The sequence below is a fragment of the Paracoccus zeaxanthinifaciens ATCC 21588 genome (assembly GCF_000420145.1).
Classification (GTDB): Bacteria; Pseudomonadota; Alphaproteobacteria; order Rhodobacterales; family Rhodobacteraceae; genus Paracoccus; species Paracoccus zeaxanthinifaciens.
Genome location: NZ_ATUJ01000001.1, coordinates 25,500 through 42,953 on the forward strand (window position 1 = coordinate 25,500; position 17,454 = coordinate 42,953).

At 70.4% G+C, this 17,454-nt stretch carries 20 protein-coding genes and 1 tRNA gene; 12 read left to right on the forward strand and 9 right to left on the reverse strand.

Annotation, left to right across the window (positions count from 1 at the left end; all coding sequences use genetic code 11):
* Positions 1–103: 103 nt before the first annotated feature.
* Positions 104–934 (forward strand): DUF6635 family protein, encoded by an 831-nt coding sequence (locus F804_RS0100115; protein WP_022705705.1) that lies wholly within the window; start codon positions 104–106, stop codon positions 932–934.
* On the opposite strand, the gene queF is transcribed toward F804_RS0100115, so the two are convergent.
* The gene (gene queF / locus F804_RS0100120; protein WP_022705706.1) at positions 931–1,392 is read right to left on the reverse strand and encodes a preQ(1) synthase; all 462 of its coding nucleotides are present in this window, start codon (positions 1,390–1,392) and stop codon (positions 931–933) included. The two genes, F804_RS0100115 and queF, sit on opposite strands and share 4 nt — an antisense overlap.
* Before the next feature lie 115 nt (positions 1,393–1,507).
* Between queF and F804_RS0100125 the strand changes: the two genes are divergently transcribed.
* Entirely contained in the window at positions 1,508–1,918 is a 411-nt protein-coding gene (locus F804_RS0100125) for a group III truncated hemoglobin (RefSeq protein ID WP_022705707.1), read from the forward strand.
* Here the strand turns inward: F804_RS0100125 and F804_RS0100130 are convergent.
* The 4 genes from F804_RS0100130 to F804_RS0100145 all read right to left on the reverse strand — a co-directional run bounded on the left by F804_RS0100130 (position 1,915) and on the right by F804_RS0100145 (position 5,140).
* Positions 1,915–2,565: a trimeric intracellular cation channel family protein gene (locus F804_RS0100130; protein ID WP_022705708.1), complete on the reverse strand. Its 651-nt coding sequence runs from the start codon at positions 2,563–2,565 to the stop codon at positions 1,915–1,917. The two genes, F804_RS0100125 and F804_RS0100130, sit on opposite strands and share 4 nt — an antisense overlap.
* Positions 2,562–3,011, reverse strand: coding sequence for a ribonuclease HI (gene rnhA, locus F804_RS0100135; protein ID WP_028725435.1), 450 nt, complete (start codon positions 3,009–3,011; stop codon positions 2,562–2,564). Before rnhA ends, F804_RS0100130 begins: the two co-directional genes overlap by 4 nt.
* The gene (locus F804_RS0100140; RefSeq protein ID WP_022705709.1) at positions 3,004–3,609 is read right to left on the reverse strand and encodes a glutathione S-transferase family protein; all 606 of its coding nucleotides are present in this window, start codon (positions 3,607–3,609) and stop codon (positions 3,004–3,006) included. The genes rnhA and F804_RS0100140 overlap by 8 nt, the downstream gene beginning before the upstream one ends.
* Before the next feature lie 100 nt (positions 3,610–3,709).
* On the reverse strand, positions 3,710–5,140 hold the full coding sequence (locus F804_RS0100145; protein ID WP_022705710.1) for a cobyric acid synthase: 1,431 nt from the start codon (positions 5,138–5,140) through the stop codon (positions 3,710–3,712).
* A 72-nt stretch (positions 5,141–5,212) separates the two neighbouring features.
* On the opposite strand from F804_RS0100145, the gene secG reads away from it, so the two are divergent.
* From secG to F804_RS0100160, 3 genes are all read left to right on the forward strand, one after another.
* On the forward strand, positions 5,213–5,752 hold the full coding sequence (gene secG / locus F804_RS15110; RefSeq protein ID WP_022705711.1) for a preprotein translocase subunit SecG: 540 nt from the start codon (positions 5,213–5,215) through the stop codon (positions 5,750–5,752).
* Between the two features lie 153 nt (positions 5,753–5,905).
* Positions 5,906–7,549 carry a CTP synthase gene (locus tag F804_RS0100155; protein WP_022705712.1) on the forward strand — a complete coding sequence of 548 codons (1,644 nt, stop codon included), beginning with the start codon at positions 5,906–5,908 and terminating at the stop codon, positions 7,547–7,549.
* Between the two features lie 41 nt (positions 7,550–7,590).
* Complete coding sequence (locus tag F804_RS0100160) at positions 7,591–8,124, forward strand: MrcB family domain-containing protein (protein WP_022705713.1); 534 nt, start codon at positions 7,591–7,593, stop codon at positions 8,122–8,124.
* Between the two features lie 41 nt (positions 8,125–8,165).
* Here F804_RS0100160 and F804_RS0100165 read toward each other — a convergent pair.
* The 4 genes from F804_RS0100165 to F804_RS0100180 form a co-directional block, all read right to left on the reverse strand.
* Positions 8,166–8,241: transfer RNA gene (locus F804_RS0100165), tRNA-Thr, on the reverse strand.
* A 99-nt stretch (positions 8,242–8,340) separates the two neighbouring features.
* On the reverse strand, positions 8,341–10,068 hold the full coding sequence (locus F804_RS0100170) for a heme biosynthesis protein HemY (RefSeq protein WP_022705714.1): 1,728 nt from the start codon (positions 10,066–10,068) through the stop codon (positions 8,341–8,343).
* A 10-nt stretch (positions 10,069–10,078) separates the two neighbouring features.
* Complete coding sequence (locus tag F804_RS0100175; protein ID WP_022705715.1) at positions 10,079–11,329, reverse strand: COG4223 family protein; 1,251 nt, start codon at positions 11,327–11,329, stop codon at positions 10,079–10,081.
* Positions 11,330–11,424: 95 nt separating this feature from the next.
* Entirely contained in the window at positions 11,425–12,090 is a 666-nt protein-coding gene (locus F804_RS0100180) for a uroporphyrinogen-III synthase (RefSeq protein ID WP_022705716.1), read from the reverse strand.
* Between the two features lie 54 nt (positions 12,091–12,144).
* Here F804_RS0100180 and tsaD point away from each other — a divergent pair, with 54 nt between their 5' ends.
* The 7 genes from tsaD to lpxK all read left to right on the forward strand — a co-directional run bounded on the left by tsaD (position 12,145) and on the right by lpxK (position 17,378).
* Positions 12,145–13,215 carry a tRNA (adenosine(37)-N6)-threonylcarbamoyltransferase complex transferase subunit TsaD gene (gene tsaD / locus F804_RS0100185; protein ID WP_022705717.1) on the forward strand — a complete coding sequence of 357 codons (1,071 nt, stop codon included), beginning with the start codon at positions 12,145–12,147 and terminating at the stop codon, positions 13,213–13,215.
* Positions 13,212–14,150: an NAD(P)H-dependent glycerol-3-phosphate dehydrogenase gene (locus tag F804_RS0100190; RefSeq protein WP_022705718.1), complete on the forward strand. Its 939-nt coding sequence runs from the start codon at positions 13,212–13,214 to the stop codon at positions 14,148–14,150. The genes tsaD and F804_RS0100190 overlap by 4 nt, the downstream gene beginning before the upstream one ends.
* Entirely contained in the window at positions 14,147–14,422 is a 276-nt protein-coding gene (locus F804_RS0100195) for a YciI family protein (RefSeq protein WP_425413858.1), read from the forward strand. Before F804_RS0100190 ends, F804_RS0100195 begins: the two co-directional genes overlap by 4 nt.
* Positions 14,422–14,844, forward strand: coding sequence for an EVE domain-containing protein (locus F804_RS0100200; protein WP_022705720.1), 423 nt, complete (start codon positions 14,422–14,424; stop codon positions 14,842–14,844). Before F804_RS0100195 ends, F804_RS0100200 begins: the two co-directional genes overlap by 1 nt.
* A gap of 73 nt (positions 14,845–14,917) precedes the next feature.
* Complete coding sequence (locus F804_RS0100205; protein ID WP_022705721.1) at positions 14,918–15,163, forward strand: DUF4170 domain-containing protein; 246 nt, start codon at positions 14,918–14,920, stop codon at positions 15,161–15,163.
* Positions 15,163–16,392 carry a 3-deoxy-D-manno-octulosonic acid transferase gene (locus F804_RS15115; protein WP_022705722.1) on the forward strand — a complete coding sequence of 410 codons (1,230 nt, stop codon included), beginning with the start codon at positions 15,163–15,165 and terminating at the stop codon, positions 16,390–16,392. Before F804_RS0100205 ends, F804_RS15115 begins: the two co-directional genes overlap by 1 nt.
* On the forward strand, positions 16,392–17,378 hold the full coding sequence (gene lpxK / locus F804_RS0100215; RefSeq protein ID WP_022705723.1) for a tetraacyldisaccharide 4'-kinase: 987 nt from the start codon (positions 16,392–16,394) through the stop codon (positions 17,376–17,378). The genes F804_RS15115 and lpxK overlap by 1 nt, the downstream gene beginning before the upstream one ends.
* Positions 17,379–17,454: the final 76 nt, after the last annotated feature.

Below are 17,454 nucleotides of genomic sequence, written 5' to 3' on the forward strand. Positions count from 1 at the left end.
CCGAACGCCAGAAATCTCATGCGCCATCTATAGGAAGCGCGGCATGGGGCTGCAAGCGCCCAAACCTTGGCGGATCGCGGCGGGCGGTATAACCTGCGCGGCGATGGATCACGCGCCCGCCCCCCTTTCGACGACCCGGTCCCGCCGAGAGGCCGAGATCGCGCGTTTCGCCGCCCGCAGATACGGCATCCGCGGCACGCTGGCGCTGCATCGCCATGCGCTTGGGGCCGATCTTCTGCGCGCGCCCCTGAACGTGGCGCTGGCGCCGGTCGCGCTGATCGCGCAACTGCTGGCGGCGGGCCTGCGCCGCGCGGGCGCGAGGCGCGCGGGCGGGTGGCTGGCGTCGCGGCGGATCTTCCTGCGGTCCGACATCGCGACCCGGATCGAGGGCGACCTGACCCGCCTGATGGAACGGCTGGACGAGGCGGGCCTTGCCCCCGCCGTGTCGCCCGAGCGCCGCGCCGCCGCGATCCGCGCCCATGCCGAGACCCGCAACGCCGTGGCCGAGATCACGACATCGCTGTTCGTGCTGATGCTGGGGCTGGTGCTGTTCAACCGCGCGACGCCGGGGCTGATCTCGCTTGCGGGGCCGATGGCGCAGATGCGGGCGCATGGCGCGGCTGTGCGGGATTTCGCGCTTGGCGACACGCTCGGGCGGGCGTGGTACTGGGCGTTCCCGGTGGAACTCTCGCCGCTCTATGTGCTGGGGACGGGCGTCGTGCTGGCGCTGATCGGGTCGCTGGTCACGACCTTCGCGGGGCTGATCGCGGATCCGGTGCAGCTGTGGACCGGCATCCACCGCCGCCGCCTGATGCGGATGCTGGACCGGCTGGACGCGATGGCCGAGGACGGGCCGGAACCCGAACAGTTCCTGGCCCGCGGGGGCGACATCGCGGATGTCGCCTCGATGCTGTGGCGGTCGCTGCGGGGTTAGCCCCGCCCGCGATATCCCGGCACGCCCTGCTCGGGGATCCAGACGCCCTCGGGTGCCGCGCCCGTCTGCCAGAACACGTCGATCGGCATGCCGCCGCGCGGATACCAGTATCCGCCGATGCGCAGCCATTGCGGGTCCAGCAGGTCCACGATCCGCTTGGCGATGCCGATGGTGCAATCCTCGTGGAAGGCGCCGTGGTTGCGAAAGCTGCCGAGGAACAGCTTGAGCGATTTCGATTCGACCAGCCAGTCCCCGGGAACATAGTCGATCACCAGATGCGCGAAATCGGGCTGGCCCGTCAGCGGGCAGAGGCTGGTGAATTCGGGCTGGGTGAAGCGCACGACATATCCCGTGCCCGCCTGCGGGTTCGGGACGCGTTCCAACACGGCCTCTTCGGGCGATTGCGGCAGGGGGGTGTCGGCGCCAAGCTGGGTCAGCGCGTCGGTGTAATGGGTCATCGGATGCTCCTGTTTTGACCGGGTGGGCTGCGACCGGAAGCCCGCGCCATAGCACCGCCCGCGCGGCGGATCAAACCCCTTGCGAAACGCGCCCCCAGCCGCCAGATGCTGCGGCATGGACAGCATCGCCCCTGCACGCTTCGACGTGACCGAAGCCGAAATCGCCCGCGTGGTCGCGACCTTCTATGCCGCCGTGCGCCGCCACCCCGTGCTGGCGCCCGTCTTCACGGAACATGTCGGCGACTGGTCCGCCCACGAAGATCGCATCGCGGCCTTCTGGCGCGGCGCGATCCTGCATCGCGCGGGCTATAACGGCAGCCCGATGCGGGCGCATCAGTCGGCGGGCAATGTCCGCCCCGAGCATTTCGACATCTGGCTGCAGCTGTTCGACCAGGCGCTGGAGAAGACCCTGCCCCCCTGGACCGCCCGCGCCTGGTCGCAGATGGCGCACCGGATCGGACAGGGCCTGCGGGCGGGGGTGCAGAACATGGATGCGGGCCGCAGCGGGCCGCCCGTCCTGCGTTAACCGCGCGTTCGCGGCGGGCGCGGCCTGTAGACCGGCAGAGCCCAGCCCCAGACGATGCTGCCCGCGCGCAACCCGAAGGTCACGAGCCCGCACAGGAACAGCGCCTCGGACCGGCCAAGCCCCGGCCACATGGCCAGCACCGCGATCAGCGCCCCGCCGAAGGCCGCCGTCAGGTACAGCTCGCCCTGCTTCAGGACCAGCGGAACCTCGTTGCCGACGACATCGCGGATCAGCCCGCCGAAGGTGCCGGTGACGACCCCCATGATGACGACGATGACGGGGCTGAAGCCGCCCTCGACGGCGATGCCGACCCCGGCGGGCACGGCGATGGCAAGGGCCAGCGCATCCAGCCACAAAAGCAGGCGGTACCTGCTCTCGAAGCGGTGGGCGGTCCAGAAGACCACCATCGCCGCTGTCGCTGCCACCAGGATCAGGGATGGGCGGGCGATCCAGAAGACCTGCGGGCGGTCCAGCAGCAGGTCGCGCAGCGTGCCGCCCCCCACCGCCGTCATCGCGGCCATGAAGACGAAGCCCACCGGGTCCAGCTGGCCGCGGCTGGCCACCAGCGCGCCGGTCAGCGCGAAGACCAGCACCGACAGGTAATCCAGCGCCCACAGCAGGGTCGGCAGCCCCTCGGCGATGCTCATTTGAAGGGCGCCATGCCTGCGCGGGCCAGTTCGTCCGCACGCTCGTTCTCGGCGTGGCCGGCATGGCCCTTGATCCATTTCCAGGTGACCTCGTGGGTCTTCTGGGCGTCATCCAGCCGCTGCCACAGCTCGACATTCTTGACCGGCTGGCGCGAGGCGGTCTTCCAGCCGTTCCGCTTCCAGCCGTGGATCCACTGGGTCACGCCGTTCTTCACATAGGCGCTGTCGGTGGTGATGGTGATGCGGCTGGGGCGGGTCAGCGTCTCCAGCGCGCTGATCGCGGCCATCAGCTCCATCCGGTTGTTCGTGGTCTGGGCCTCGCCGCCCTGCAATTCGCGTTCCTTCAGGATCGCTTCGCCTTCCATGGCGCGCATCAGCACGCCCCAGCCACCGGGGCCGGGATTGCCGCTGCACGCGCCGTCGGTCCATGCGTAAAGTTCAGTCATCCAGTCCAACATATCCCGGCAGCGCGGCAATCCGCGCCAGCCACGCGTTCACGGCAGCAAAGCGGTCCATCTCGAACCCGCCCCGGCTGCCGGCGGTATGCGTATAGGCATAAAGCGAGATGTCGGCCAGCGTCGCCGCATCCCCCGCCAGCCAGTCCGCATCCTGCAGCCTGCGCTCCATCACCGACAGCAGCGCGTGGCCACGGATCAGCAGATCCTCCATCCGCTCGGGCGTCGCAAGGCTGGCGCGCGAGGGATAGAAGTTCAGAGCGCCGCGCACCGCGATCACGCCTTCATGCTGGTTCTGTTCCCAGAACATCCACGACATCATCGTGGCGCGGTCGAAGGGGTCGGCGGGCCAGAAGGCGGTATTTTCGCCCAGCCAGCACAGGATCGCGTTCGATTCGGGCAGCACGCGCCCGTCGTCCAGATGCAGGACCGGCGCCTTGCCGAAGGGCAGCGCGCCCGCGGTCTTGGCCGCGATCAGCGCCTCGGACGCGTCCTCGACATCGACGATCTCGCAGGCGCGCCCGGTCAGCGCCAGAAGCAGCCGCACCTTGTAGCTGTTCCCCGACGAGGGCATGGAATAGAGCCGCATGACATTCCCTTCACTGGCTGCGCGTTTCGCCGCCGGGGTCGCATCGCGATGGCGGGCATGAGCCCTTTCGGAGTAATTGCTGCGGCCGCGTTCGTCCAGTTCAGCGCGCGACGGCCAGGATGCCGTCCACGTCCAGGTGACGCTCCATATGGGCGGCAAGATCGTCCAGCGCGGCATCCACGCCCGCCTCGTAGCCCGGCTGCGAGGGCGTGCCCAGGCGGCGCAGGAACTCGGCGCGAAAGCCGTCATCGGAAAACAGCCCGTGAAGATAGCTGCCCATGACCCGCCCATCGGCCGCGATCGCGCCGTCGGGTTCGGGCAGATGCGCGAAGGGACGCGCGCAATCGGGACCGGTGCTGCGGCCCATGTGGATCTCGTACCCGGTGACGTCCTGCCCCAGGGCCCGCCCCGAGGCGGGCGTCACGCGCTTGTCGCGCGACATGACCGTATGGACGTCCAGCAGCCCGAGGCCCGGCACCTGCCCCGCCCTGCCATCCGCACCATGCGGGTCGTCGATGCTGCGGCCCAGCATCTGGTATCCGCCGCAGATGCCCAGCACATGCCCGCCGCGCCGGTGATGGGCCGCAAGGTCGATGTCCCAGCCCTGCGCGCGCAGGAATGCCAGGTCGCCGATGGTGGATTTCGATCCCGGCAGGATCACCAGGTCCGCATCGCCCGGAATGGCCTGCCCCGCACGCAGCATCGTCAGCCGCACGCCGGGCTCGGCGGCCAGCGGGTCCAGATCGTCGAAATTCGCGATCCGCGACAGGGTCAGGCAGACGACATGCAGCCCCTCGCCCCGTCCATGGCGCAGATCGACCGCATCCTCGGCGGGCAGGCGGTGGGCGTCCGCGAACCAGGGCAGCACGCCGAAGCCGCGCCAGCCGGTCCGATCCTGGATCACGCGATAGCCGTCGTCGAACAGCCGCACGTCGCCGCGGAACTTGTTGACCATGAAGCCCGCGATCATGGCGGCATCGTCAGGGTCGATCACGGCCTGCGTCCCCACGATCTGCGCGATCACCCCGCCCCGGTCGATATCGCCCGCCAGAATGACGGGCACGTCCGCCGCGCGGGCAAAACCCATATTGGCGATGTCGCGGGGGCGCAGGTTCACCTCGGCGGGGCTGCCCGCGCCCTCGACGATCACCAGGTCGTGGGCCGCGCGCAACCGCGCGAAGCTGTCCTGCACGGCAACCATCAGGCGCGGCTTCAGCGCGGCATAGTCGCGCGCCTCGGCCCGCGCGATCGCACGGCCCTGCACGACGACCTGCGCACCGGTATCCGTTTCCGGCTTCAGCAGGACGGGGTTCATGTCGGCATGGGGCGCGATCCCGCAGGCCCGCGCCTGCAGCGCCTGCGCGCGGCCGATCTCGGCGCCCTCGGGGGTGACGGCGGCGTTGTTCGACATGTTCTGCGGCTTGAAGGGCGCGACCGACAGGCCACGGGCCCGCGCGGCGCGGCAAAGCCCCGCGACCAGCAGGGATTTTCCCACGTTCGAGCCCGTCCCCTGAATCATCAGTGCGCGCATGGGTTACTCTTGCTTGCCATCACCTGTCAGGGTGACTAGATAGGCGCGTCCGCAAATGAAAGGCCGAAAGCCGTGGAAAACGTCATTCTGACCGTCCATCTGATCCTTGCCGTGCTTCTGGCCGGGGCCGTGCTGCTGCAACGCTCCGAAGGGGGCGGACTTGGCATGGGCGGCGGCAGCGGTGGCGGCGTCATGAGCGGACGCCAGGCGGCTAACGCCATGACCCGCGTGACTTGGATGCTGGGCGTCGCCCTGTTCGTCACCTCGATCGCGCTGACGATCCTTGCCGCGCGCGAAGCCTCGAACGGGTCGATCATGGACCAGTTCGGCGCATCCGACAGCCAGCCCGCGACCGACGGGATGCCCGCGGCACCGGCCTACACGCCCCCGCCCGCGACCAGCGGCAACCCGCTGACCCCGCCCGCGCCCGACGCCCCCGAGGCACCGGAAACCGAGGCGCCCGCAACCGAAGCACCGGCGACCGAAGCACCCGCTGCCGAGGCACCCGAAGCACCGGCGGCCGACGCGCTGACCCCGCCCGCCCCGGAGGCCGAGGCAGGTGCCGATACCGCGCCCGAGACGACCCAGCCGGTCGAGGCACCGGCGAACTAAGACTTCCACCACAGCTGGGGGCGGCATCCGACCGCCCCACATCCACTTGCGGTCCGTTGCGGCCACGGGGCGAATCGACTATTGTCCGAATCCCGTGGTCTTGTCGTTTCGGCGGCCCGCAGATCGTTCGAATTGCACATCACGGGGGCCTTAATGGCGCGTTACATCTTCATCACCGGCGGCGTGGTCTCGAGCCTGGGCAAGGGCCTGGCATCGGCCGCGTTGGGCGCGCTGTTGCAGGCCCGCGGCTTCACCGTCCGCCTGCGCAAGCTGGACCCCTATCTGAACGTCGATCCCGGCACCATGAGCCCGTTCGAGCATGGCGAGGTCTTCGTCACCGATGACGGCGCCGAGACCGACCTGGACCTGGGCCATTACGAACGCTTCACGGGCGTGGCTGCGCGCCGCACCGACAGCATCAGCTCGGGCAGGGTCTATTCCAACGTGCTGGAAAAGGAACGCCGGGGCGAATACCTGGGCAAGACCATCCAGGTCATTCCGCACGTCACCAACGAGATCAAGGACTTCCTTGCCGTGGGCGAGGACGAGGTCGATTTCATGCTCTGCGAGATCGGCGGCACGGTCGGCGACATCGAGGGCCTGCCCTTCTTCGAGGCGATCCGCCAGTTCATCCACGAGCGTCCGCGCGGCCAGTGCATCCTGATGCACCTGACGCTGCTGCCCTATCTTGCGGCCTCGGGCGAGCTGAAGACCAAGCCGACCCAGCACAGCGTCAAGGAACTGCAGTCGATCGGCCTTGCGCCCGACGTGCTGGTCTGCCGCTCCGAACAACCGATCCCCGAAAAGGAACGCGCCAAGATCGCGCTGTTCTGCAACGTGCGCCCCGATGCGGTGATCCCTGCATACGACCTCAAGACCATCTACGAGGCGCCGCTGGCCTATCACCGCGCGGGCCTGGACCGTGCCGTGCTGGACGCCTTTGCCATCAGCCCCGCGCCGCGTCCCGACCTGGCACGGTGGGAAGACGTCATGGACCGCCTGGACCATGCCGAGGGCGAGGTCCGCATCGCGGTCGTGGGCAAGTACACGCAGCTGGAGGACGCCTACAAATCCATCGCCGAGGCCATGACCCATGGCGGCATGGCCAACCGCGTCCGCGTCAAGGCGAACTGGGTCGACAGCGAGAAGCTGGAGGGCGAAGGCGCGCATCTGCTTGACGGATACCACGGGATCATCGTTCCGGGCGGCTTCGGCGAGCGTGGCACCGAGGGCATGGTCGCCGCGGCGAAATACGCGCGCGAGAAGAAGGTCCCCTATCTGGGGATCTGCCTGGGGATGCAGATGGCCGTGATCGAGGCCGCGCGCAATCTGGCCGACATGCCCGATGCGGGTTCCGAGGAATTCGACCACGAGGCCGGCAAGACCCGCTTCACGCCGGTCGTCTATCACCTCAAGGAATGGGTGCAGGGCAACTATACCGTCAAGCGCAAGGTCGGCGACGACAAGGGCGGCACGATGCGCCTGGGTTCCTATACCGCCGTGCTGAACGAAGGCTCGCGCATCTCCGAGATCTATGGCGGCGCGCTGGAGATCGAGGATCGTCACCGCCACCGCTACGAGGTGGACGCCACCTATCGCGAGCAGCTGGAGAAGGCTGGCCTCAGCTTCTCGGGGATGTCGCCCGACGGCAAGCTGCCCGAGGTGATCGAATATCCCGACCATCCGTGGTTCATCGGCGTTCAGGCCCACCCCGAGCTGAAATCCAAGCCCTTCGATCCGGCGCCCCTGTTCGCGGGCTTCATCCGCGCCGCGATGGAGGAAGGGCGCCTGGTCTGAGCCAGCCCCCGCAGGATCTGGACGCGGCCCTTCACTGGGCCGTGTCCCACCACGCCGCGGCCATCCGCGGGCCGATCGGCGCCAGCCCCTATGCCGCACGGTTCCGGCGCGACCTGCCCCTTGCGGCAGCGGCGCTTCTTCCCCCCGACACATCGCTTCTGTGCCGCGCCAGCCCCGGAGCACGCGGCTGGGCCGCCGTGCCCTGGCTGGCCTGCTTCGCCCCGCGCATCACCCGCAGCATGAAGCGCGGCGTCTATGTCGCGCTGTTCATCAGGCCCATCCCCGGCCTGGTCACCCTCGCCCTGCAGCACGGGGCCGAGGACCTGCTGGACCGGCACGGCCTGCAAGGCGGGCTCAGCGCGCTGTCGCAGCGGGCGGAACGGCTGCGCGCCATCACGGGGCCCCTTCCCGACATGCGGCCCGGACCGTCCGATCTGGGGGCCGTGGCGCCCCTTCCGCGCGGGTATCAGGCGGGGACGATCTGGTATCGCGACTTGGCCCCCACAGGGGCCGCCGACGCCTTCTCGGCGCTGACCGCGCGATATGCGTCCATGGTCGATGCGGGGATGTTCTGAAACGCGAAAGGCCGCCCCGAAGGACGGCCTGTTCCGCGATCTGGTGCCGGTGAAGGGACTCGAACCCCCGACCCCATCATTACGAATGACGTGCTCTACCAGCTGAGCTACACCGGCATCAGATCGTGCCGCGCGAATTAGCACCCTTCACTGGCGGGGAAAAGAGGGGACGCGCATTTTTTCGCCCGCCCCCGTCTTTTTTCATCGGACCCGACCTTACTTGCCCTTGCCTGGCTGCGACCAGTCGTCCTCGTCCGCGGGCTGCGCATCGGGGCGCACCATCTGCGGCTCTTCCTCGGCGACCGGTTCGGGCGCCGGTTCAGCGGTTGGTTCGGGCGCGATCACCTCGGGCTCGGGCTTCGGTTCGGGCTTGGGTTCAGGGTCGGTCACCGTGGCCGAGGGGTCGCTTGCGCTCACGTAATCCTCTTCGCGCGGGACCATGCCGGGCGCGACATTGGGCGTCGCGGATTCGCGGCGCTGCCCTTCGGGTTCGGCTGGACCCGGCGGGTGCGGCTGCACCGGCTCGGACAGGTCGGGCGCATCCTCGGCATCCTTGCGCGGGCTGCCGACCAGCAGAGGCAGCATCTCGGCGCCGGTGGCCGAGGCCGTCGCGGCCTGGCGAGCGGCATCCGGTTCGCGCCAGGTCAGCGTGTCGAAGCCGCCGCAGCTGTCGCAGACGGGCGACCATTCGGCCATGACGTTGTGGCACTTGTCGCAGACCCATTGCGGCCCGCGCGAGGCGGTCAGCGCCTTGGTCAGCCAGCCGCGCACGACGGCATCGTCTGCACCCGCGCCGCGCTCGATCGCGGCCATGATCGACAGCGTGCGCACGGTGGGATGCGTCTCGGCCAGATCGCCCAGGGCACGGCGCGCGCCCGGAAAGTCCTCGGCGGCCAGAAGCAGCTCGGCCTTCAGCAGGCGCGATTCCTCGTGCTGCGGGTTCTTGGCGATCAGACGCTCGAAGCGGCGCAGGCGGGCTGCGGGCTTCTCGTCGGGGACGATCTCGGCATAGGCGCCGGCGACATCGGGATGCGGACGCACCGACCAGGTCTTTTCCAAGATGCGCGAGGCGTTCCGGAAATCCTTCTGCCCGATATAGCTGCGGGCGGCCAGAACGGCCGCGGGGATCAGGTCCGGCGACGCCTTCGCCGCCGAGATCGCGGCCTCGCGCGCGCTGGCGGACTGACCCTCGGCCAGAACGTCGCTGGCCTCCTTCAGGGCCAGGACCGCATCGCGGCGCAGGGCCACGGCCTTGGGCAACTGGCCCTGGTTGCGCTTGTCCTTCAGGGTCTTGCGGGCGCCTTTCCAGTCGTGCTCGCGGGTCTGCAGGTCCAGTAGGGTGTCCTGCACCTCGGCATGGCGGGGCTTCAGTGCATAGGCCTTCTGCGCCAGCAGAAGCGCCTTCTGCGTGTCGCCCTCGGCCAGCTTCTGGCGCATCAGGCCGCGAATCCCCACGAAGCGGGTGCGGTCATCCTCGAGCAGCTGGCGATAGATGCCGACGGCCTGCTTCGAATCGCCCGCCGTTTCGGCGGCCTGCGCCGCCAGCAGGTTCGTCAGATGCGGCTGGTTCAGGTAGCGGCCCGCGCGGGCGGCCTTGTCCTGCGCCAGCTTCCCCTCGCCCGAGGCGACGGCCAGCATGCCCTCGGCGAAGGCGGCATAGCCCTTGCGTTCCCGCGCACGAGAGAAGTAGCGGTTCACCGCCGTCTCGTCGCCGGCAAGGAAGCGCAGGACGGCGACGATCAGGCCCAGGATCTTGAAGATCAGCCAGGCCAGGACCATCAGCACCAGAAGCGCCGCGACCGCCTTGACCGGGGTCAGCGCGATCTCGGTCCCGCCATAGCGGATCTGCAGCATCTGCGCGGTTTCGGACAGGTGCTGCGCACCCAGTGCGATCGCCAGAACGACGGCGAAGAACGCGATGATCTTAATCAGAGACAACAGCATCGGGCGGCCCTCAGTCTTGGGTCGACGACAGATCGGACAGGGCCGACTGCGCCTCGGAATGGGTTTTCGCGCGGGTCAGCCAATCGGCCATCGCGGGCGCTTCTGCGGCGGGCTGCGGCAGGGCCTCCAGCTCGGCCACGGTGGCCGCGACATCGCCGCCGTTCAGCGTGGCCTCGGCCCGCGACAGGATGGCGTCGGTATCGTCGCCTTCACGCGGCGCGACCGAACGCGCGCCCGTCTGCGCGCGCAGGAAATTCGTCAACACATTGCCTTCGCCGCTGGCGCTGCTGCTGGACAGGTCCGCGCGCAGGGCCGCACGTGCGGCCTCGGGGAAGGCGTCCTGCAAATCGCCCAGGCTGGGGATGTCCTGGCTGAACGCGTCGGGCGCGTCGATGCCCGCGCCTTCCAGCGTGGATTTCGCCTCGTCGGCGGTCACGCCACGATCCAGCGCCGCCTGAAGCGAGGCGACGGCGGCGACGGCCTCGGCGCGGCGGGTCGTCTCGGCGGCGGCCTGCTGCAGGGCCTCGGCCTCGTCGCGGGCGGCCTGCAGGCGGGCCTCGGCCTCGGCGGCGGCGGCCTCGATGCGGTCGGTCGCATCGCTGGACGCCGATTGCGATGGGATCGCGGCGATCTGCGCCTTCTGGTCCTCCAGCTCTTGCCGCAGGGCCGCAAGTTCCGCCGCAAGGTCGGGCGACTGTTCCAGCGCATCCAGACGCGCGGCCAGATCGTCGGGCAACGAGGCGGGCGCGGCGGGCATGTTGGCGACAGCCTCGCGCGCAGCGGCGACGGCCTCGTCGATCACGGCCTGGCTGTCGAATTCGGCGGGGGCGGGCTGGGCCGCGTCGGGACCGGGCGGCAGCATGCCTGCGGGCAGGTGCGGCAGCGCAAGGATCGTGGCACCCGCGCCAAGGCCCGCCGCAACGACACCGCCCAGGACGACGGGCCAGAAGCCGGTCTTCTTCACGGGCGCCGCCGCGGGGGCGGGCTGCGAGGCAGGCTTCGGCGCGGGCTGTGCCGCAGCGGCTTCGGGCTTGGGTTCGGCCTTCTTCGCGGCTGCGGGACGGCCATCGGTGCCGTCGCCCAGAAGCTGCGATTCGATGGGGCGCAGTTCACCGGGTTGTCCGGCCTGCGCGGGCTTGCCCTGCCCGATATCGGTCGAGGCGATCACGCCCGGTGCCGCCGCCGCCTTGCGACCCCTGCCGGTTTCGGCCTTCCCGGTCGCCTCGTTCTTGTCCGCGTTCTTGTCTGTCGGCTTTGTCACGTGCTGTCCCCGTCTTCATGCCATGCGCCTGATGGCCGCTGTGGCGCGTCTGCCGCAGCCTACTTAGCGAAAAGCCTTCGCTCAACCCGCCGCTTTCAGCTTTGTTCCTGACGGGCGATCCGCCGGATGGCATCGCGCATCGCCTGCCCGTCGGGGCGGCACGCGGTTTCGACCCGCGCGGCCCGCGAATGAAAGGCCGCGCGCGCCGCGTCGCTGATCGCGACCAGCCACAGGGGCGCCCGCGCATCCGCGACCGCCTGCGACAACAAATCCGCCGAACGCGGCGAGAAGACCGGCGCGATCACCGGCGCATCCCCCGCCAGCAGCGCCCGCGCCGTCGCGTTCAGCGGCTGGGGCACCTGGTCGTAGACGACGATCCCCGGCACCGGCAGTGCCCGCGCGACATGGCGCCCATGCGGATGGACCAGCGGAACCGCCGCCGCGCGGATCAGGGGCAGCAGGCTGTCCGCCCTGCCCGCCCCCTCGGCCACGTCGAAGCCCGCGGCCCGCGCGATATCGGCGGTGCGCCCGCCCACGCAGATCGCGGGCCTGCCGCGCCCCGGCCCCGCCGACGCCACCGCATGCCCCGAGGTGAAGACCAGCCCCGCCGCATCGCGCAGCATCGCGCCGTCATGGGCCACCGGCTCTATCCGCATCACGGGCGAGATGACGGCGGGCCAATCCCCCATTGTCGCCAGGAACCGCCGCGCATCCTCGTGCGGGCGGGTCAGCAGCAGGGTCGGGCGCTTCCTTGTCGGCATTGGCATCCTTTCGCGCCGGTGCTAGTGCCCTCAGGGGTAAGCATGGGGCGTGCCATGGGCAAGGATCTGATCTTTCTGGGCATCGAGAGCAGCTGCGACGACACCGCCGCGGCCATCGTGACGGGCGACCGCCGCGTGCTGGCGAATGTCGTCAGCAGCCAGACCGAGCTGCATGCCGATTTCGGCGGCGTCGTCCCCGAGATCGCGGCCCGCGCCCATGCCGAACGCCTGGACATCGCGGTCGAGCAGGCGCTGACCGATGCGGGCCTGTCGCTGGCGGACCTGGACGGGATCGCCGTGACGGCGGGACCGGGGCTGATCGGGGGCGTGATGGCGGGCGTGATGTGCGCCAAGGGCATCGCCGCCGGGACCGGCCTGCCGCTGGTGGGCGTGAACCACCTTGCGGGCCATGCGCTGACGCCGCGGCTGACCAACGGGATCGACTGTCCCTACGTCATGCTGCTGGTGTCGGGCGGGCATTGCCAGTTCCTGCGCGTCGACGGCTCGGACGATTTCACGCGGCTGGGCGGCACGATCGACGATGCCCCCGGCGAGGCCTTCGACAAGATCGCCAAGCTGCTGGCCCTGCCCCAGCCCGGCGGCCCCAGTGTCGAGGCCGAGGCCGCGCTTGGCGACGATACCCGCTTCACCCTTCCCCGCCCTCTGCTGGACCGCCCCGGCTGCGACATGAGCTTCTCGGGGCTGAAGACCGCCGCGCTGCGCCTGCGCGACCAGCTGATCGCCGAACAGGGCGGGCTGCGCCAGCAGGACCGCCGCGATCTTTGCGCCGCGTTCCAGACCGCCGTGGCCGAGGTTTTGGCCGAGAAGTCGCGCCGCGCGCTGGCCGCAAGCCCCGTGCCGGTGCTGGCCGTGGCGGGGGGCGTGGCCGCCAACACGCAGATCCGCGCCGCGCTGGCCAAGGTGGCCGAGGATGCGGGCGCGCGCTTTCTTGCGCCGCCCCTGCGGCTGTGCACCGACAATGGCGCAATGATCGCCTGGGCGGGGATCGAGCGTTTCCTGGCCGGTCAGCGCGACGGGATGGACCTGTCCGCCCGCCCCCGCTGGCCGCTGGACCGCAAGGCGGCGCCCATGCTGGGCAGCGGCAAGAAGGGGGCCAAGGCGTGATCTCGGTCCTGGGCGCAGGTGCCTTCGGGACCGCGCTGGCCGTGGCACTGGGCGCGCGGGGTCCCGTCACGCTGTGGGGCCGCGACATCGCGTGGTGGCCCGCGAACCCGCGCCTGCCGGGCGTGACCGTTCCGGGCAGCGTGACCCCCACCGACGATCTTGGCCGCGCCGTGCAGGCCGACACGATCCTGCTGGCCCTGCCCGCGCAGGCGCTTGGCGGGTTCCTGGCGCAGCATGGCGCGGCCCTTGCGGGCAAGCGCCTGGTGAATACCGCCAAGGGCATCGACATGCAGCGCCTGACGGGACCATCGGCGCTGATCGCGGATGCCTGCCCCGGCGCGACGGTCGCGCTGCTGACGGGGCCGTCCTTCGCCGCCGACATCGCGCGCGGCCTGCCCACCGCGCTGACCTTGGCCTGCACCGACCCCGATGCCGGGGCGGCGCTTCAGGCGCGGCTGTCGACGCCGGTGCTGCGGCTGTACAGGACCACCGACGTGACCGGGGCCGAGCTGGGCGGCGCGCTGAAGAACGTGGCCGCCATCGCGGCGGGCGCGGTGATCGGCGCGGGTCTTGGCGACAGCGCGCGCGCCGCCATCATCACCCGCGGCTTTGCCGAGATGACGCGCCTTGCCACCCATCTGGGCGCCCGCCCCGAGACGCTGACCGGCCTGTCGGGCCTGGGCGACCTGACGCTGACCTGCACATCCGCGCAGTCGCGCAACTTCCGCTTCGGGCAGGCGCTTGGCGCGGGGGCCGAATTCGACAGCGCCACCACGGTCGAGGGTGCCGCGACCGCGCAGGCGCTGGCCCGCATGGCGCTGCGCGACGGCCTTGACCTGCCCATCGCCACGATGGTCGCGCGGCTTGCCCAAGGCGGCGTTTCCGTGGAAAAGGCGATGGACCACCTGCTCAGCCGCCCCTTGAAGGAGGAATGATGCCCCATTACGCCGTGATCTGCCGGGACAAGCCCGGCGCCCTGCAGACCCGCCTGGACAACCGCGACGCCCACCTGGCGCATCTGCGCGACAGCGGCCTCGTCTTCGTCGCCGGCCCCCTGATCGAGGAAGGCGAGATGCGCGGATCCATCGTGATCCTGGAAGCGCCCGACCTTGCGACCGCGCAGGACTGGGCCGACAACGATCCCTATGGCAAGGCCGGTCTCTTCGCCTCGGTCGAGGTGATCGAGTGGAAGAAGGTGATCGGCTGATGGCCTATTGGCTGTTCAAGTCCGAACCCGACGTCTTCGGCTGGGACGACCTGATCGCCAAGGGCGACGCGGGCGAGGAATGGGACGGGGTCCGCAACTATCAGGCGCGCAACATGATGCGGGCCATGAAGAAGGGCGACCTCGGGCTGTTCTACCATTCCAATATCGGCAAGGAGGCCGTCGGCATCTGCGAGGTGATCGCCGAGGCGCATCCCGACAGCACCGCCGACGATCCCAAGTGGGAATGCGTGGACGTGCGCGCAGTGCGCAAGCTGCCCCGCCCCGTCAGCCTGGACGAGGCCAAGTCCGAGCCGCGCCTGGCCGAGATGGTCCTCGTGAACAATACCCGCCTTTCGGTGCAGCCGGTGACGGATGCCGAATGGGCGGTCATCATGGAGCTGTCGGGCGCCGATCAGGACTGATCGGCCCCGCGCCCCCATCCTTCGCGGCGGGTTCCCTGCAGCCCGCCGTCACCCCAGACCAACAGGAGCCAACATGAGCCAGCGCCTGCATCTCGTCTTCGGAGGCGAGCTGATCGACCCGCAAGGGACCAAGTTCCGCAACACGGACGACATCCACGTCGTGGGCGTCTTCCCCAGCTACGACGCCGCCTATGCCGCATGGAAGGCCGAGGCGCAGCGCACCGTGGACAGCGCCCATACCCGCTACTTCATCGCGCATCTGCACCGCCTGCGCGACGAGGAACGCGAAGTCAGCCCGACCGAGGAACTGGGCGGCTGATGGCAGGGTCGGGGCTGGGCAGGCTGGGGCTCTGGTGGCATCTGCGCCAGGGCCGCGACAATGCGCAGGCCCTGCCCCGCATCCCGCAGGGCGCGGGCCCCGTGCTGCTGATGCACGTGGCCCCCGACGCCCGACAGGCGGAAGCGCAGGTCCGGCGCAGGCTGACGCAGGCCCGCCCCGAACTGCGCATCGTCGATCTGTCCCCCGAGGACGACCAGCCCGATCCCGCGGGCGACCCCTCGTTGATCGAGGCGCTGATCGACCGCGCCCGCCCCGTGGCCGTGCTGGCCCTGGGCAACGCCCTGCCCCCCGCGCTGATCGCGGTGGCGGCACGGCACGACATTCCCGTCATCCTGGCCGAGTTGCGGCTGGAACCGCGCGACCTGGCATGGGGGATGCAGGCGGGCATCCGTCGCAGCCTGCTGGCCAAGGCCTCGGCGCTGCAGCTGACCGACGCGGCCAGCCACGCCGCCGCCCGCCGCATGGGGCTGCCCGCGTGGCGCCTGCACATGACCGGCCCCGTATCCGAAATCCGCGAGCCGCTGCACTGCACCGAGCCCGAGCGCCAGGCGCTGGCCCAGCTGATCACGGGCCGCCATGCCTGGTTCGCCGCCGCCCTGCCCGAGGCCGAGGAGGACGCCGTCATCGCCGCCCACCAGGAGGTGACGCAGCATTCCCACCGCGCCCTGCTGTTCATCGCCCCCGCCGACGCCGGCCGCATCCCGCAGCTTGCCGCCAAGATCGAGGATGCGGGCCTGATCCTTGCCCGCCGGGACGAGGATGAGGAGCCCTCGGAAGAAGTGCAGGTGATGCTGACCGACGGCCTGACCGAGATGGGGCTGTGGTACCGCCTTGCGCCCGTCAGCTTCATGGGCGGCACGCTGAGCGGCACCGAGGACATGCGCCACCCGTTCGAGCCTGCGGCGCTGGGCTCGGCCATCGTCCACGGCCCCGAGACCGGCGGCTTCCAGACCGAATGGCAGCAGCTTGACGGCGCCCACGCGGCCCGGCGCGTCACCGGTCCCGAAGGGCTTGCCGCGGCGCTGGTCGAGCTGACCCAGGCCGAGTTCGCCGCCACCCTGGCCGCGAATGCCTGGCGCGTCAGCACCGGCGGGGCCGATGTCGCGATCCGCATCGCCGACCGCGTGCTGGCCTTCGTGGACGGCACGCCCCCCGCACGCGGATTTCCCGCCCCGCCCCCACCCGTCGCAACATCGAAGGCAGGCTGATGCGCACCCCCGGTTTCTGGTTCGTCACGCCCCCCACCCCGAAGGCGCGGCTTCTGGCCCCGCTTGGCGCGATATATGCCCGCGCGACGGCGCGCAGGCTGGCGGGCGGCGCAAGGGCGCGCGTCGGCGTGCCCGTGATCTGCGTCGGCAACGTGAATGCGGGCGGAACGGGCAAGACGCCCACCGTGATCCACCTGCAGATGGAACTGGCCGCGCGGGGGATCGCGGCGCATGTCGTGTCACGGGGCTATGGCGGCAGTGCGACCGGCCCGCTGCGCGTGCTGGACGGCCAACACGACGCCGCCCTGACCGGGGACGAGCCCCTGCTGATGGCGGCCTTCGGCCCCACCTGGGTCGCCAAGGACCGTGTCGCGGGTGCGCGGGCCGCGGTTGCTGCGGGCGCGCAGGCGATCATCCTGGACGACGGCTTCCAGGACGGGGCGCTGCATCACGACCTGTCGGTCGTCGTGGTCGATGCGGCCAAGGGCTTCGGCAACGGGCTGTGCCTGCCGGCGGGGCCGCTGCGCGAGCCCGTCGCGGCGGGGCTTGCGCGCGCGGACCTGCTGCTGTCGGTCGGCCCGGACGCGGCGCAGGCGCGCTTTGCCACGCCCGAAGGCGCGCCCCCGCATCTGCGCGGCATGCTGCGCCCGATCCGCACGGGCTTCGACTGGCGCGGCCACCGCGTCCTTGCCTTCGCGGGCATCGGCCACCCCGAGAAGTTCTTTGCCACCCTGCGCGATCTTGGCGCCGACATCCTCCGCCACGAAGCTCTGGAGGATCACCAGCCCTTCACCCCCGCCCTGCTGACCCGGCTGGAGACCGAGGCCCGCATGGTCGGCGCGCAGCTGGTCACCACCGAGAAGGATGCGGCCCGCCTGCCCCGTGCTTTCCGTCCCAAGGTGATGGCCCTGCCGGTCCGGATGTGGCTGCAGGACGACGCGCCCCTTCGCGACGCGCTGGACGCGATCTGGCCCGAAGCGGTTTGAAATCCGCCGCTCTTGGCCGATATAGAGGGTGAGAACCGCCGCGAAAGGGGTGCCCATGTCGTCCAAGGCCAGAACA

Coding starts and splice junctions, on each gene's coding strand:
- F804_RS0100115 (WP_022705705.1), top strand. CDS start 104: ATGGATCACGCGCCCGCCCCCCTTTCGACGACCCGGTCCCGCCGAGAG.
- queF (WP_022705706.1), bottom strand. CDS start 1,392: ATGACCCATTACACCGACGCGCTGACCCAGCTTGGCGCCGACACCCCC.
- F804_RS0100125 (WP_022705707.1), top strand. CDS start 1,508: ATGGACAGCATCGCCCCTGCACGCTTCGACGTGACCGAAGCCGAAATC.
- F804_RS0100130 (WP_022705708.1), bottom strand. CDS start 2,565: ATGAGCATCGCCGAGGGGCTGCCGACCCTGCTGTGGGCGCTGGATTAC.
- rnhA (WP_028725435.1), bottom strand. CDS start 3,011: ATGACTGAACTTTACGCATGGACCGACGGCGCGTGCAGCGGCAATCCC.
- F804_RS0100140 (WP_022705709.1), bottom strand. CDS start 3,609: ATGCGGCTCTATTCCATGCCCTCGTCGGGGAACAGCTACAAGGTGCGG.
- F804_RS0100145 (WP_022705710.1), bottom strand. CDS start 5,140: ATGCGCGCACTGATGATTCAGGGGACGGGCTCGAACGTGGGAAAATCC.
- F804_RS0100155 (WP_022705712.1), top strand. CDS start 5,906: ATGGCGCGTTACATCTTCATCACCGGCGGCGTGGTCTCGAGCCTGGGC.
- F804_RS0100170 (WP_022705714.1), bottom strand. CDS start 10,068: ATGCTGTTGTCTCTGATTAAGATCATCGCGTTCTTCGCCGTCGTTCTG.
- F804_RS0100180 (WP_022705716.1), bottom strand. CDS start 12,090: ATGCCGACAAGGAAGCGCCCGACCCTGCTGCTGACCCGCCCGCACGAG.
- tsaD (WP_022705717.1), top strand. CDS start 12,145: ATGGGCAAGGATCTGATCTTTCTGGGCATCGAGAGCAGCTGCGACGAC.
- F804_RS0100195 (WP_425413858.1), top strand. CDS start 14,147: ATGATGCCCCATTACGCCGTGATCTGCCGGGACAAGCCCGGCGCCCTG.
- F804_RS0100200 (WP_022705720.1), top strand. CDS start 14,422: ATGGCCTATTGGCTGTTCAAGTCCGAACCCGACGTCTTCGGCTGGGAC.
- F804_RS0100205 (WP_022705721.1), top strand. CDS start 14,918: ATGAGCCAGCGCCTGCATCTCGTCTTCGGAGGCGAGCTGATCGACCCG.
- F804_RS15115 (WP_022705722.1), top strand. CDS start 15,163: ATGGCAGGGTCGGGGCTGGGCAGGCTGGGGCTCTGGTGGCATCTGCGC.
- lpxK (WP_022705723.1), top strand. CDS start 16,392: ATGCGCACCCCCGGTTTCTGGTTCGTCACGCCCCCCACCCCGAAGGCG.